Annotated in this window: 15 protein-coding genes; all 15 read right to left on the bottom strand. The window is 57.9% G+C overall.

All coding sequences use genetic code 11. The annotated features are described in order from the left end of the window. Positions 1-332 precede the first annotated feature (332 nt). The 15 genes from B9Z39_RS16195 to B9Z39_RS16125 all read right to left on the bottom strand — a co-directional run bounded on the left by B9Z39_RS16195 (position 333) and on the right by B9Z39_RS16125 (position 13815). Entirely contained in the window at positions 333-755 is a 423-nt protein-coding gene (locus tag B9Z39_RS16195; RefSeq protein WP_108302602.1) for a hypothetical protein, read from the bottom strand. Beyond that, complete coding sequence (locus tag B9Z39_RS16190; protein ID WP_158236185.1) at positions 742-1245, bottom strand: helix-turn-helix domain-containing protein; 504 nt, start codon at positions 1243-1245, stop codon at positions 742-744. The genes B9Z39_RS16195 and B9Z39_RS16190 overlap by 14 nt, the downstream gene beginning before the upstream one ends. Beyond that, entirely contained in the window at positions 1202-1612 is a 411-nt protein-coding gene (locus B9Z39_RS17030) for a hypothetical protein (RefSeq protein ID WP_158236184.1), read from the bottom strand. Before B9Z39_RS17030 ends, B9Z39_RS16190 begins: the two co-directional genes overlap by 44 nt. Positions 1613-2217: 605 nt before the next feature. Beyond that, positions 2218-3450, bottom strand: coding sequence for a type II toxin-antitoxin system HipA family toxin (locus B9Z39_RS16180; protein ID WP_100147650.1), 1233 nt, complete (start codon positions 3448-3450; stop codon positions 2218-2220). Beyond that, positions 3440-3712, bottom strand: coding sequence for a helix-turn-helix domain-containing protein (locus B9Z39_RS16175; protein ID WP_108302600.1), 273 nt, complete (start codon positions 3710-3712; stop codon positions 3440-3442). Before B9Z39_RS16175 ends, B9Z39_RS16180 begins: the two co-directional genes overlap by 11 nt. 242 nt (positions 3713-3954) lie before the next feature. Next, complete coding sequence (locus B9Z39_RS16170) at positions 3955-4830, bottom strand: AEC family transporter (protein ID WP_108302598.1); 876 nt, start codon at positions 4828-4830, stop codon at positions 3955-3957. 9 nt (positions 4831-4839) lie between these two features. Further along, complete coding sequence (locus tag B9Z39_RS16165; RefSeq protein ID WP_108302596.1) at positions 4840-5715, bottom strand: 2-hydroxy-3-oxopropionate reductase; 876 nt, start codon at positions 5713-5715, stop codon at positions 4840-4842. Between the two features lie 38 nt (positions 5716-5753). Beyond that, positions 5754-7085, bottom strand: a complete 1332-nt coding sequence (gene gudD / locus B9Z39_RS16160) for a glucarate dehydratase (protein ID WP_108302594.1) — start codon at positions 7083-7085, stop codon at positions 5754-5756. 33 nt (positions 7086-7118) lie between these two features. Continuing rightward, positions 7119-8087, bottom strand: coding sequence for a Bug family tripartite tricarboxylate transporter substrate binding protein (locus tag B9Z39_RS16155; RefSeq protein ID WP_369908147.1), 969 nt, complete (start codon positions 8085-8087; stop codon positions 7119-7121). Positions 8088-8106: 19 nt separating this feature from the next. Beyond that, entirely contained in the window at positions 8107-9084 is a 978-nt protein-coding gene (locus tag B9Z39_RS16150; RefSeq protein ID WP_108302592.1) for an SMP-30/gluconolactonase/LRE family protein, read from the bottom strand. 6 nt (positions 9085-9090) lie between these two features. Then, complete coding sequence (locus tag B9Z39_RS16145) at positions 9091-10374, bottom strand: TRAP transporter large permease (protein ID WP_108302590.1); 1284 nt, start codon at positions 10372-10374, stop codon at positions 9091-9093. Then, positions 10365-10859 carry a TRAP transporter small permease gene (locus B9Z39_RS16140; protein WP_108302588.1) on the bottom strand — a complete coding sequence of 165 codons (495 nt, stop codon included), beginning with the start codon at positions 10857-10859 and terminating at the stop codon, positions 10365-10367. The genes B9Z39_RS16145 and B9Z39_RS16140 overlap by 10 nt, the downstream gene beginning before the upstream one ends. Next, positions 10860-11834: a TRAP transporter substrate-binding protein gene (locus B9Z39_RS16135; RefSeq protein WP_108302586.1), complete on the bottom strand. Its 975-nt coding sequence runs from the start codon at positions 11832-11834 to the stop codon at positions 10860-10862. A gap of 27 nt (positions 11835-11861) precedes the next feature. Continuing rightward, entirely contained in the window at positions 11862-12674 is an 813-nt protein-coding gene (locus B9Z39_RS16130; RefSeq protein WP_108302584.1) for an NAD(P)-dependent oxidoreductase, read from the bottom strand. A gap of 112 nt (positions 12675-12786) precedes the next feature. Beyond that, positions 12787-13815, bottom strand: coding sequence for a LacI family DNA-binding transcriptional regulator (locus B9Z39_RS16125; protein WP_108302582.1), 1029 nt, complete (start codon positions 13813-13815; stop codon positions 12787-12789). Positions 13816-13835: the final 20 nt, after the last annotated feature.

Below are 13835 nucleotides of genomic sequence, written 5' to 3'. Positions count from 1 at the left end.
CTTGAATTCAAGTGAGTGAGTGCGGCGAATGAGAGTTTTGGGATGCATAGGTGTCCACCAAATTTAAGTGGACACCATCGTCTGGCCAAATAGATTTAACTTCAATATGGGATAACTGGACGCTCACTGAAAGTCCGCTGCTCGAAACGGTGAATTCACACTCTCGACCCTAGCCGGTCATTGGCGTATGACGTTCAACTAACAACTTCGCGACCCCGCCAAGCGGAGTCGCTTAGAACTGTACCAAACGACAACGTTTGCGTAGCACCTGAGTAAAGTGAAAATTAACCGTGCATTCTTTGAAATTTACCGGTCGTCTCTTTGCGCGACAGTTAGCGCACAAAGCTTAGCGGATTGCTTTCTAGAGCCTGGCCATCGATGGTGACGCGCATTCGTAACAAAGTTGGCTCTGACACTTGAAGGTTAACGATCTTGAACGCCACTCTCATTTGCCGCCCAAGATTGGATCCCCCCAAGTCACTCGTTACTTGGTCAAGGGACTGCTCAGGAACTGTGACGTTCTGAACAATGTTCTTATTCTGAAGTAACTCCACTTTTATTTCTGAAAATTTCAGATCAAGTGGTGTCGATAAAAGGCCCAACACACACAGCGTCGGCAGCAGTAGGGGTTCCTCAGCTTTCAGTTGAATCGGTTCAACTGGATACCATCCAACAATACTGGTCTTCCCACTCACCTCATCGCGAATATCGTCGCAATAAATGCAAGTTAAGTTGAAATTTTCAAGCGAGTTCATGGGTTTCAACAGTTGTCTTAGGTTGCCGTTGTGCCTTGATTGCAGCAAAGACTTTTATTGGATCAACGCCAAGTGCATTAGCCAATGACTCAATGGACTCGTATCGCATCGTTTCAGGGGAACGCTCCCAGCGTGCAACGCTTGGTTGTTGAGTGTTCATTCGTTTAGCAAGTTCTACTTGCGAAAGACCTGCTTTAAAACGTAACCCTGCCAATCCAACACGCTCTCCATAAGTAGCGTCCAAAGCTTGACCAAGCTTTTGGCGGGCTTTAGCCATGCGAGCTGCACGCTCAGGATCACGCTGACGGCGCGCAAAATACTCACCCGCCTCTGTCCCACCATTCAAGATAGCAGGGTCACTTGATAGTTGATCGATTTCGACCCATTTGTCGTGAACAAATAGCGTGGCGCGCACCATTGCTCGCCCAGTCTGAGCAGAGCCGAGGTCAAGCGACTTTTGGAATTCGATATTGCTCGTATCGAGTAACAAGACTCCCGAAGGATGCGTGACTTGTATCGTAGGAGTAGTCTCGGTCAGTGATGGCGAGTGCATAGTAGATGTCTCTTTGTGCATTGAAACCTAGCAAGATTCGATGATCAGTCAGATAGCCGTTGAGATTCTGGAATTTGAGAATGTAGATGTTGTAGCCAAGTTCGAGAGCTTCAGCAAATTGCTTCACCTCAAAAACTGGCGTGTGCAACGGATGCGTGCTTGGCACATGTAAGCGTTGCAGCAGATCCAAGTTTTCATACAAACTTTCCAGCAATAGCTCTGCAGCATCCACGAGATCGGGCTGAGTTGCATCGAGAAGATCAATTTCATCTTCGATCTCCTTTGTCACCACAAGGCTAGTCATTTTATAACGGAAATGTTATCGACGTGCAAGGTTGCCCCTAAACTTGCACAGATGTAAGCAATAAGGAGTAGTCCAAGCATTTCTATGAGGGCTAGAGAGTAAGTTAAAAAAGTCGGGTGAGCGTTTATCCATGATATCGCACTAGAGCATTTCACCAAGTTCACGCCAAGTTTCAAGCAAAACTTACTGATTATTTACACAGTATTTTGACGTATTGATTAACAAGTATTGTGCGCAATAGAGCCGTCCGATTACGCGACCATCGACCGCCTGATGACCAAGTACTCCTTCTACGAGCACAGCCAGTCGATGGAGGTTCCGGCCTTCATCCCCGATGAAGCGGAGCTCCGGCAGGACATTGAGGAGTTAAAGGTTTGGAGGACCGACTTTGAGGGACGCTGCAAGGCAGCACTTGGTTAGCGAACGAATCCGGTAGTTTCACGCACGTAGCGCCGGATCAGCCTTTAGGCGCAAGCAGCGATTCCAGCCAGTCAGGGACGACTGGAAGCGGGAGGAGACCGGCCATCCTAAGCAATGGCCTCCAATGACCGCTTCCAGCCTGAAGCCCATGACATTCCCAAACAATATGCAACCGCACCCTTAGCCTATCTCGCATACCCATACCCCGCCTCCCAAGCCTGGGCCATCTGCGTCTGCAGTGTCTTGGGCACACGCGGGTCGCCTTTGGCTTTATCCATGGTGCTGTGCATGGCTTGGGCAATGCGCTCTAGGGTGCGGGCTGGCTGGGTGACGCCGCACACGCGGTGGCCAAAATTTTCCAGTTCCTCTTTTGTGGGATAGGCCTTGGTGTGGTGCTTGCCTGCAAACAGCTTGAGTGCCAGGGTTAGGTCCTCCAGCTCGGGGCCTCCTGCGTATTGGGTGTAGGTGTAGATGCTGGTGGTCACCACATCGAACATGGGAGCCAACCAAATCTGTTCTGGTGAACGGTAGAGCAGGCCAAAGTTTTTCAGGTGCGCGTCACCGTTGCGCACCATGATGGAAAACGCCACTTGTTCAAAAAACCGATGCAGGTTGTCGCTGGGCAATTGCAACTGACGCAACAACTCTGCGATGCGCTGGTAGCTGCCTTGGTATTTGCGGTCAGACAAGATGTCGCGCACCCGCAGCCCTGCCAGGGCCGCGATGTCCTCAAACCCCAGGCGCTCGACGCGACCATCGTCATGCACCACCAAATCAAAGCGGTCCAGTACCAGCATTTGTCCATCGTTAGACAGCGCAAACGTAGGGGTGTCGATGCCCGCTTCTTGGGCGGCTGTCAGACAGAGGAACTCGTTGGCTGCCAAGCCTGGATATGCAGGGCTGGCGGCCTTGACGATGAGTGAGGGGATGGGCACGGTCGACCGGTCAGGCACCATGATCTTGGGCTGCATGCCAGCAATGCCTGCGCCTGTGCTCAAGTAAGCGGCTACCAGGTCATTGAATACCTCGGGGGTGTAGGCCGTTTCCAGTAACTCGCTTTTGCTCAGCGTTCGGGGCATGGCTGCGGGTGAGTGGTTTGGCAAGCTGTAGCCCAGCCGTCCAATGCCATTACGCCCCACCAACGCCAGCATGTGCATGGGCGTCATGGGCTGCTTCGGGAAGAGTTCCCGAATCTTCATGAACAATTCGCCTTCGGGCAGGTTCTGGTCCATCGGCGGAAACAGGTCGCCATCCTGCCATGTGAGCTGCTGCGCGGGTGGCATCAGCAAGGCCACAGCGGGTTGTTGGGGGTCGGTCTGCAGATAGCGAAATTCGTAGGTGGACGCTCGGATCAACTGGCCCGCGTTGTCGGTGTCACCAATCGAGACGTTCAGCAGGCGAATTTTTTCAGGGAGCATCGTCGTCCTCATCCCGGAATCTGGCGGCGACTTCGCTGGCCGTTGGCAGGCCTGCGCGTTCGACACGCATCACCAGCCCCAATGCCCCCATGACCGCCAAGAGAGAGGACACGGTGGACTCTTGTCCCGCCTCGAGCCGATAAATGACTTCACGCACTTTGCCTGACTTTTCGGCCAGTACTGACTTGCTCAAGCCCAGCGCTTCACGGCGGGCTTGTAATTGGCGGCCCAATTCATCTGGAAGTCTAATATTGTCAGTCATGGCTTACATATTACCCGTATAAAGTATATTTTGTAAGTCATGACTTGCATTTTTCTCAGACGTCAATGAATAGCTGACCGCCAAATACTCGCGTCAATCACGTGTCTTCCAAGCGAACTTTCAAAGCAAAGCATCACCAACCTATTGGTACGGTTAGAAACCACGCTGAACAAGTTGCCCAACAAGCACTGACGGTTTTCAGACCTGCTTCAGCACGTGGGCTTGTCGCTGACAACCCATCTTCAAAGAAAAGCCAACCAAATCCCAAGCGGCAAAAACGCCAAACTGGTGACGTGTGCCACGATGACCATCGAGGCCACTTGGTTGGGCTGCTGGTTGAAGCGGTCGGCCAGCATGTAGTTGAAGACGGCAGGCGGCAAGGCTGCAAACAGCAGCAAAGCACCTCGCTCCACGCCCTGCAAAGGCACACCCCCCAACACCACAAAGGCGGCCAGTGTGCGCACCCCCATGGTCAACACCGCGCTTTGCACGCCCACCTGAACGTCGGTGATGCGGCTGGTCGACAAACGCGCGCCCAAGGCCAACAACATCATCGGCACCAAGACTTGACCGATCATGCCCAGCGGTGTGGCCAACCACACGGGCACGTTGATGTGCGCTTGCGAGCAAGCAATGCCCAACACCGTTGACCACAGCAAAGGGTTGGCGTAGAGCATGCGCCAATCCACACGGCCACTCATGACACCCACGCCCACGGTGAAATGCAAGAGGTTGGACAACACCAAGGCCACCACGGCAGGGGCCATGCCTGAGGGGCCATAGGCCAACACCAACAAGGGAATGCCAATAGGGCCCACGTTGCCAAACATGGCGCAGGGCACAAAAGACCGGGCCGACACGCCCGCCCAGCCGCTGAGTGGCCAAGCGAGCAGCCCACTGAGCAAGACCAACAACACCACCGCCACAGAAAATTCCAAGGCCGCATGCGGGTTGAAATCTTTGGTGGACAAAGAAGTAAAGATCAACACCGGCAAGGCAATGTCGACCAACAGTTTGTTGACACCTGATAAGTCGGGTTGGGCCGCACGGCTGTAAAAAAAGCCGACCAACACAATCAGAAAAATAGGCAGGGTGATGTCGGCAATTTGGGCAAGCATGCGGGGATGCTACTGGCTGACTTGATGGGCCGCCATCAACTCCAGCGCCTTGACCAAGGCCGAGTGGTCCATCTGCCCCCAGCCGTTGGCTGCACACGCTTGCATGAGCTGTGCGGCAGACGCGGTTTGCGGCAACGACACGCCCATGGTCTTGGCACCGTTGAGGGCCAGGCCCAAATCTTTCTGGTGCAAGGCGATGCGAAAGCCCGGGTCAAAGGTGCGCTTGATCATGCGCTCGCCATGCACTTCCAAAATTCGGCTGGCGGCAAAACCACCCATCAAGGCCGAACGCACTTTGGCGGGGTCTGCCCCTGCTTTGCTGGCAAACAGCAAGGCCTCGCCCACGGCAGCGATGTTCAAAGCCACGATGATTTGGTTGGCCACCTTGGTGGTTTGGCCGTCGCCGTTGCCGCCCACCAAGGTGATGTTTTTACCCATCAACTCGAACAGGGGCTTGACCTTGTCAAAGGTCGCTTGTGCGCCGCCCACCATGATGGTCAGGCTGGCGGCTTTGGCGCCCACTTCACCGCCAGAGACGGGTGCATCCAAGTACTCGCAGCCCAAGGCATTGATCTGTTGTGCAAACTGCTTGGTGTCCATGGGCGAGATAGAGCTCATGTCCACCACGATCTTGCCGGCCGTCAAGCCTTCGCTCACACCCTCTGAGCCAAACAACACACTCTGCACATCGGGCGTGTCGGGCAACATCAAAAAGATGATGTCGGCGGCACGCGCCACGTCGGCGTTGGTGGCACACACGGTGGCGGCGCTCAACACCGCAGGCACTTGGCTGCGGGTGCGCACATACAGGTCGTGCTGGGCATTGAGCAGGTGTTGCGCCATGGGCGTGCCCATGATGCCCAGGCCGATGAATCCAATCTTCATGTGAAGTCCTTTGTGTTTTAAAAATGAGGTTCTAAAAATCAGCGCACCATGCAGGGCCGCTTGTGGTCAAACTTCCAACCAGGCATGAGGTATTGCATGGCCATGGCATCGTCGCGTGCGCCCAAGCCGTGTTGCAAGTACAGCTGGTGCGCGGCTTCGACCTTGGCCATGTCCAACTGCACGCCCAAGCCGGGCTGCGTAGGCACTTGCACATGGCCGCCGATGATTTGCAGGGGTTCTTGCGTCAGGCCCTGGCCGTCTTGCCAAATCCAGTGGGTGTCGATGGCGGTCACCTTGCCCGGCGCCGCTGCCGCCACATGGGTGAACATGGCCAAAGACACGTCGAAGTGGTTGTTGGAGTGCGAGCCCCAGGTCAAGCCCCAGTCACGGCAGGTTTGGGCCACACGCACCGAGCCGGCCATGGTCCAAAAATGCGGGTCGGCCAGCGGAATGTCCACGCTTTGCAGCGAGAGCGAATGGGTCAGCTGTCGCCAGTCGGTGGCCACCATGTTGGTGGCGGTGGGCAAGCCGGTGGCGCGGCGAAACTCGGCCATCACCTCGCGCCCACTGAAGCCCTCTTCGGCCCCGCACGGGTCTTCGGCATAGGCCACCACACCGTGCAGGTCGCGCATCAAGCGCACGGCGTCTTTGAGCAGCCAGCCCCCGTTGGGGTCGAGCGTGACACGTGCCTGTGGAAAGCGTTCGTGCAAGGCACGCACAGCCTCAATTTCGGCCTCGCCCGCCAGCACACCACCTTTGAGCTTGAAGTCGTTGAAGCCATATTTGGCGTGCGCCGCCTCGGCCAAGCGCACCACCGATTCGGGCGTCATGGCCACTTCGTTGCGCAAGCGACACCACGCATCGTCTGAGTCTTGTTCGTTGCGGTAAGGCAAGTCGGTGCGGCTGCGGTCGCCAATGAAAAACAGATACCCCAGCATCTCCACCGAGCTTCGCTGCTGGCCTTCGCCCAACAGGGCCGCCACAGGCACGTTGAGGTGTTGGCCCAACAAATCGAGCAAGGCCGACTCCACCGCGGTGACGGCATGGATGGTGGTGCGCAAGTCAAAGGTTTGCAGGCCGCGCCCGCCTGAGTCGCGGTCAGCGAAGCGGGCGTGCATGCGGTTGAGCACGGCTTGCACATGGCCCAGGCTTTGGCCGACCACCAGCTCAGCAGCGTCTTCCAGGGTGGCGCGAATTTTTTCGCCGCCGGGCACTTCGCCAATGCCGGTGCGTCCCGCGCTGTCGGTGAGGATGAGCAGGTTGCGGGTGAAGAACGCACCGTGCGCGCCCGACAGGTTGAGCAGCATGCTGTCATGCCCGGCCACGGGGATGACGCGCAATTGGGTGATGGTGGGCGTGGTGTGGGTCATGGGTGTGAGGCGCTTTGATTCATGGGCTTTGATTCAGTCCGCTTTGATGTTGCGGGTTTCGATGAGTTTTTTCCAACGGGCAAATTCAGCGGCTTGGTAAGCGCTGAATTGCTCGGGCGTGGTGGCCACAATTTCAAAGCCAAGCTCCAGCAATTTGGGTTTGACCTGCGGGTCGTTCAAGGCTGCCAAGATGGCGGCGTGCAGCTTGGCTTTGAGGTCCGCTGGCAAACCACGTGGGCCTGCAATGGCTTGCCACGAATACACATTGGCGTCTTTGATGCCCAGCTCTTCCAGCGTGGGCACCGCAGGCAACAACGGCGAACGCTTGGCACTGGTGATGGACAGCGCACGCAACTTGCCCGCCAAGATTTGGGGCATGGCAGTGTTGAGGTTCATGAACGAGGCGTCCACTTGCCCGCCCAGCAAATCGGTCATCACCGGGCCGCCCCCTTTGTAGGGCACGTGCACGCCCGTGGTGCCGGTTTGCAACCAGAACAACTCGGCGGTGAGGTGGTCGCTGCTGCCGTTGCCCGAAGAGGCAAACGTCATCTTGTCGGGGTTGGCTTTGGCAAAGGCCAGCACCTGCGCCATGCTTTTGTGCGGCGAGTTGGCGGGCACCACCAACACATTGGGCGCTTGCACGGCCACGCTGATGGGGTCGAGGTCTTTCAGCGCGTCGTAGGGCACTTTGCTGAGCAAATGCGGGGCAATGACAAACGGCCCGAGCGACGACACCAACAACGTGTGACCGTCAGCCGGTGCGCGCGCCACATAGCCTGTGCCAATGGTGCCGGTGGCACCGGCTTTGTTGTCAACGATGAAGGTGCCGCCAAACTTTTCTTGCAGCTTGGGCGCCAAGGTGCGGGCGATCAAATCGGTGGAGCCACCGGGCGGAAATGGCACCACCAAGGTCACGGGTTTGTCAGGCCACGCGTGGGCGGTGCAAGCCAGGCCCAAGGTAGCGGCGGCCAAGAGCCAACGCAGCATGCGTGTGTGTGTCATATCAACTCCTGAAGGGATATCAGTCCGTGGCACCACGGGTGTTGGTGTACAGCGCATACAGCGAATGGCTGCTGGCCATGAACAAGCGGTTGTATTTGGCACCGCCAAAGCACAGGTTGGCGCAACGCTCGGGCAAGTGGATGTGACCGATCGCCGTGCCATCGGGGGTGAAGACGCGCACGCCATCAAGCGCAGCGGCATCGGCCCCCAAAGAGCCATCGCTGCCCCAGCCACACCAGATGTGGCCCGTGGCATCCACCGCAATGCCGTCGAGTGCGCCCGGCCCTTGGGCGTCGATGACCAAGCGTTTGTCACTCAGTGCGCCGTCTTTGCCAACGCGATAGGCCCACACCTGGCGGTGCGGTTGGGCCCGGCTCTCCACCACATACAACAGCGACTCATCGGGCGAAAACGCCAGGCCGTTGGGGCCTTGCAGATCGGTCAACACCTGTTGCAAGACACCGCTGTGCGGGTCGATGCGGTAGACCGCATGGGGCAGCTCTGCGGGGGCGGCATCGCCCTCCCAATCGCCGCCGATGCCAAACGGCGGATCGGTGAACCACACCGCGCCGGTGCGCTGGCACACGATGTCGTTGGGCGAGTTGAGCCGCTTGCCGTCAAAGTGATCGGCCAACACGGTGACGCTGCCGTTGTATTCGGTGCGTGTGACGCGGCGTGTTTGGTGCTCGCAGGTGAGCAAGCGCCCCAAGTGGTCACGGGCCAAACCGTTGGCGTTGTGTGACGGGGCGCGAAACTCACTCACATGGCCCGACGCGTCGTCCCAACGCATGATGCGGTTGTTGGGAATGTCCGACAACAGCAGATAGCGGCCGTCACCAAACCACACCGGCCCTTCGGCCCAACGCAGACCGCTGGCAAGTTGCTCCACGCTGCTGCTGAACAAACGCAATTTCAAAAAGCGTGGGTCGAGCACCTCAATGCTCGGGTCTGGGTAACGCGACTGGGTTTGAAAAGGAATGTGCGGGCCAGTGGTCATAGCGGCTTATTTCAAAATCAAGTTGGGCAGCCACATAGAGAACGCGGGCACATAGGTGACCAACATCAATGCGGCTATGAGGCCGCCATAGAACGGCCAAATGGTTTTCATGACTGTGCCCACCGACACGCCGCCAATGGTGCAACCCACAAACTGGGTGGTGCCCACCGGTGGGGTGTTGAGCCCCAAGGCGCAGTTGATCAACATGACGATGCCAAACTGCTCGGTGCTCATGCCCATTTGTTGGCAGATGGGCAAGAAGATGGGCGTGCAAATCAAAATGGTGGCGGCCATGTCCAAGAAGGTGCCCAGCACAAACAAGATGATGTTCACGCACAAGAAGATGACCCACGGTGTGGTGCTGAAACCCGACAACATATTGCCCGTCAACTCGGCCACGCCGTACAAGCCAATCAGGTAACCGAACATCGAGCTGATGCCAATCAGCAGCAGCACAGCGCCGGTGCTTTTGACAGCTTTGGCCGCGGCCTTGAGCAGTTGCTCACGCGTGAGACGCTTGTAGACCACCGCCGCCAAAAACAAGGCCCAGACCACCGCCACCGAAGCCGACTCGGTGGCCGTGAACGCCCCCGACAAAATGCCCGCAATGATGATGACCACCACCAGCAAACCCGGCAGCGACTGCAAGAACGAATGCCCCACCACCGCCCAACCTGGGAAGGTGCCTGCGGGGTAACCACGTTTCACCGCCACGGCATAGGCGGCCACCAAGTTGCAAATGGTCAACACAATGGCCGGCACGATGCCGGCCAAGATGAGCGCCGCAATGCTGACCTTGCCGCTGGCAGCCAAGGTGAAGATGATGAGGTTGTGGCTGGTCGGCATCAAGGCTCCGACCAAGGACGCATGGGTGGTGACGTTGACCGCGTAGTCGGCGTCATAGCCCTCTTTTTTCATTTGCGGAATCAGCACTGCGCCCATGGCCGACACGTCGGCCACTGGCGATCCACTGACGCCACCAAACAGGGTGCAGGCCAACACATTGCTCATGCCCAGGCCACCACGCACATGGCCTGCGAGTGACTTGGCAAAGTCCACGATCTTGTCGGCAATGCCGCCGTACATCATGATCTCGCCCGCAAAAATGAAAAATGGAATGGCCAAGAATGAAAACGGGTTCATGCCCGAAATCATTTGCTGAAAGCCCACCGCCAAGGGCAAGCCCTCGTACAGCAAAGTGGCCAACGAGGACAAGCCAATCGAAAAAGCCACGGGCACGCCGAGCAACAGCAGCAGCGTGAAGCTCACGCACAGAATCGTCAGTGCCATGAGGGCTCCACTTCTTTACCGCGCAGCAGCGCGATGATGTGCTCCAAAGAGAACAATGCAATCAACACACCCGCCATGGCAGGCGGCGCGTATTTGAAAGCTTCTGACAAGCCCAGGGTAGGGATTTTGTAATCCCACACGCTGTGCGCCAGCAAGCCGCAGTTGTAGGCCATGACCACGCCAAAAACCAACACCAAGGCGTGGATCATGAGTTCCATCTTGAGCCGAATGCCCTCAGGCACCAGTACCAGCAAAGACTCCAGCCCGATGTGCCCCGCGTCGCGCACCCCCACGGCCATGCCCAGCATGGTCACGTAGAGCACCAACAACACCGCGCCACTCTCGGCCCAGGTGGGCGTGTCGTTGAACACGTAGCGCCCAATCACCTGGTACAGCACAGCGGCAATCAGCAGCATCAAACCTGCCACGCCCACTTGCAAACACAGCCGCGCCAGGGCGGCACAAAAACGGGTGTAGGTCGTCATTTACTTGACGGCGTTGATGCGCTTGACCATGTCTTGCAACTTGGGATCTTTCAAGAACTTGTCGTACACAGGTTTCATCGCAGCCTGGAAGCTGGCTTTGTCGACATCCACAATTTCAGCGCCACCGGCTTTGACAATGGCCAAGGATTTGGTTTCACGTTCGTCCCACAGCTTGCGCATGTAGACCACCGACTCTTTGGCAGCGGCACGGATTTGCTTTTGCTCGTCGGCCGACAAGGTGTCCCACACTTTTTTGGAGAACAACAGAATTTCCGGGGCCATGGAGTGCTCGGTCTTGTTGTAGTACTTGGCCACTTCGAAGTGGCGTGAGCTCTCGTAGCTGGGGTAGTTGTTTTCAGCCGCGTCGACCAAACCGGTTTTGAGCGCGGTGTAGACCTCGCCATACGGCATCGGTGTGGCGTTGGCACCCATGGCTTCGAGCAAGGACACCCACAAGTCGCTTTGCTGCACGCGCACTTTCAAACCCTTGGCATCGGCCAAAGTTTTGATGGGTTTTTTCACGGTGTAGATGGAGCGTGCGCCTGAGTCGTAGAAAGCCAAGCCGACGAAACCTTGAGGCTCGCAGTCTTTCAAAATCTCATCCCCAATCGCGCCATCGAGCACCTTGCGCATGTGCTCGGTGGAGCGGAACAAGAACGGCATGGTGGGCACCATGGTGGCGGCACAGATGTTGTTCATGGGTGCCACGTTGACGCGGGTCATGGCCAACGCGCCGAGTTTGGTTTGCTCGATGGTGTCTTTTTCTTGACCCAAAGCAGATTTGGCAAACACCTTGATGCTGTGCTTGCCGTTGGTGGCTTTGCTGAGCTCTTCACCCATGTGGCGCACGGCTTGCACGGTGGGGTAGTCGTCGGGGTGGATGTCTGACGAGCGGAATTCGGTGGCGTGCGCCGTCAGGGCGAACACTGAGGCTGTGGCGACGAAGGTTTTGAGGAAGTTCAAACGTGTAGGCATGGTTGTCTCCTGGCTTGGTTGAGTTGTTTAAAAAGGTCCGGCTTTGACAAAGCCGCCGCCTTGGTAAATCACGGCGGGGTCGGTGAGATCGAGCGTTGGCTGTCGTGCTTCAACAGCAGATCGGAAGGGCTCAGAGCTGTCTTGCGGGCGGTAGCCGATGTGTTTGGCCGAGGTGTTGTCCCACCACACGTGGTGGTTGTCGGACATGCCGTAAATCACGCTGTAGCCAACCACGGGCGAGCTGAGGCTGGCCACCACCAAGCGCTCCAAGTCGTCATAGCTCATCCAGGTGGCGAGCATGCGACGATCTTTGGCTTCGGGAAACGAAGAGCCGATGCGCAAGCACACGGTCTCGATGCCGTAGCGGTCAAAGTAAAAACGGGCCAGGTTTTCGCCAAAGGCTTTGCTCAGGCCGTAATAGCTGTCGGGGCGCACGGGCATGGTGGGGCTGACCACTTCGTCTTGCCTATAAAAACCCGTCACATGGTTGGAGCTGGCAAACACAATGCGTCGCGTGCCGTGGATGCGGGCTGCCTCGTACAGGTTGTAGGCACCCACGATGTTGGCCTGCAAGATGTCGTCAAACGCATGCTCGGTAGAAATGCCACCCAGGTGAACCACCGCGTCCACGCCGTCCAACAGCGCCAGCACGGCGGCGCGGTCTTGCAAAGCCACCTGCTGGACTTCTTCGCCGGGCTGGGCTGCGCCCAAGTCGGCCAGGTCACTCACGCGCAAGACCTCGCAGCGCGCCGTCAAACGTGGCCTCAAGGCCCGTCCCAAGCCTCCCGCAGCACCGGTGAGCAATAGGCGTTTGTACAAAGGTGTGGCAGGTGAGGTCATACAAGCAGACGGGTTGGGTAAAGATCAATTTGGTAGCGCTACCAAATCGGCCAAGGCATGCTAGCGAACACAACTTGGCGCGTCAATGGGTTTGGCCTAGGGTTTACGCCAGTCAGGTGCTGGCACGCTCCACGATGGAAAACCCCACATCCACAATGCGCGGCGCAACGCTGCGGCCTTCGGCGCGGGCCATCAAAAACTGGGCAGCTTGAAGGCCTATGTCGCCCCCGTTGATGCGCACCGTCGTGAGTGCCGGGTCCATGTCGGCCACAAAGGGCACGTCGCCAAAACCGACCACCGCCACGCGCTCAGGAATCGAGACCTGCTGGGCGCGCGCCTCGGTCACCACGCCCAGCGCCAGCAAGTCAGAGCTGCAAAAAATAGCGTCCACCTCGGGGCTGTGCGACAAGATGTGCGCCATGGCATCGCGCCCACTGCGCAAGGAGCGCGAGGCCCCCACATTCACCACCTCAGCAGGCGGTAAACCTTGCTGGGCCAGCACCTCTTGAAAGGCGACGGTGCGTCGGTCTGCGCGCTCATCTTCGGCCCGCACGATGGCAAAGCGGCGACGCCCTTTGCCGATCAAAAAACGGGCCACGGCACGGCCAATGTCCGAGTGAGAAAAGCCAATCAGCATGTCAATCGGCGTAGGGGTCAAGTCCCAGGTTTCGACCACCGGAATGCCCGAGGCCAGCAGGCGGGTGCGGCCTTTGCCGGGGGGCAAGATGCCGGTCAGAAAAATGCCGTCTGGGCGTCGCCCAATGATGGCTTCGAGCAAGGTCTCTTCGCGCGCCGCCGAGTAGCCCGATTGGCCCAACATCAGTTGGTAGCCTGCATCGAACAAGGTGTCGTTCAAGGCCTCAATGGTTTGCATGAACACCGACATCACGGTGCTGGGCACCACAGCGGCAATCAAGCGGCTGCGCGACGACGCCAGGCCGCCGGCCATGCGGTTGGGCACGTAGCCGGTACGCTGCACGGCCTCTTGCACTTTGCGCAGCACGTCGGGCGACACCTGGGCCGGCGTGTTGATGGCACGCGAGGCGGTGATGGGGGCCACACCGGCCAGCATGGCCACATCACGCAAGGTAATGGCCCCGCTGCTGCGGCGTGTGCGTTTGGTGTGGTCCGACTCCGACATGGGCTGGTATGGGTTTGGTT

Origin of the sequence: Limnohabitans sp. JirII-29 (assembly GCF_003063395.1) — a bacterium.
In the GTDB taxonomy this organism is placed as follows: domain Bacteria; phylum Pseudomonadota; class Gammaproteobacteria; order Burkholderiales; family Burkholderiaceae_C; genus Limnohabitans.
Note: the sequence above shows the minus strand (reverse complement) of the source record. Positions and strands in the feature narration are given on the sequence as shown.

Excerpts from the sequence above, each read along its gene's own strand:
- B9Z39_RS16195 (WP_108302602.1), bottom strand. The coding sequence starts at position 755 with ATGAACTCGCTTGAAAATTTCAACTTAACTTGCATTTATTGCGACGAT.
- B9Z39_RS17030 (WP_158236184.1), bottom strand. The coding sequence starts at position 1,612 with ATGACTAGCCTTGTGGTGACAAAGGAGATCGAAGATGAAATTGATCTT.
- B9Z39_RS16180 (WP_100147650.1), bottom strand. The coding sequence starts at position 3,450 with ATGCTCCCTGAAAAAATTCGCCTGCTGAACGTCTCGATTGGTGACACC.
- B9Z39_RS16175 (WP_108302600.1), bottom strand. The coding sequence starts at position 3,712 with ATGACTGACAATATTAGACTTCCAGATGAATTGGGCCGCCAATTACAA.
- B9Z39_RS16170 (WP_108302598.1), bottom strand. The coding sequence starts at position 4,830 with ATGCTTGCCCAAATTGCCGACATCACCCTGCCTATTTTTCTGATTGTG.
- B9Z39_RS16165 (WP_108302596.1), bottom strand. The coding sequence starts at position 5,715 with ATGAAGATTGGATTCATCGGCCTGGGCATCATGGGCACGCCCATGGCG.
- gudD (WP_108302594.1), bottom strand. The coding sequence starts at position 7,085 with ATGACCCACACCACGCCCACCATCACCCAATTGCGCGTCATCCCCGTG.
- B9Z39_RS16155 (WP_369908147.1), bottom strand. The coding sequence starts at position 8,087 with ATGACACACACACGCATGCTGCGTTGGCTCTTGGCCGCCGCTACCTTG.
- B9Z39_RS16150 (WP_108302592.1), bottom strand. The coding sequence starts at position 9,084 with ATGACCACTGGCCCGCACATTCCTTTTCAAACCCAGTCGCGTTACCCA.
- B9Z39_RS16145 (WP_108302590.1), bottom strand. The coding sequence starts at position 10,374 with ATGGCACTGACGATTCTGTGCGTGAGCTTCACGCTGCTGCTGTTGCTC.
- B9Z39_RS16140 (WP_108302588.1), bottom strand. The coding sequence starts at position 10,859 with ATGACGACCTACACCCGTTTTTGTGCCGCCCTGGCGCGGCTGTGTTTG.
- B9Z39_RS16135 (WP_108302586.1), bottom strand. The coding sequence starts at position 11,834 with ATGCCTACACGTTTGAACTTCCTCAAAACCTTCGTCGCCACAGCCTCA.
- B9Z39_RS16130 (WP_108302584.1), bottom strand. The coding sequence starts at position 12,674 with ATGACCTCACCTGCCACACCTTTGTACAAACGCCTATTGCTCACCGGT.
- B9Z39_RS16125 (WP_108302582.1), bottom strand. The coding sequence starts at position 13,815 with ATGTCGGAGTCGGACCACACCAAACGCACACGCCGCAGCAGCGGGGCC.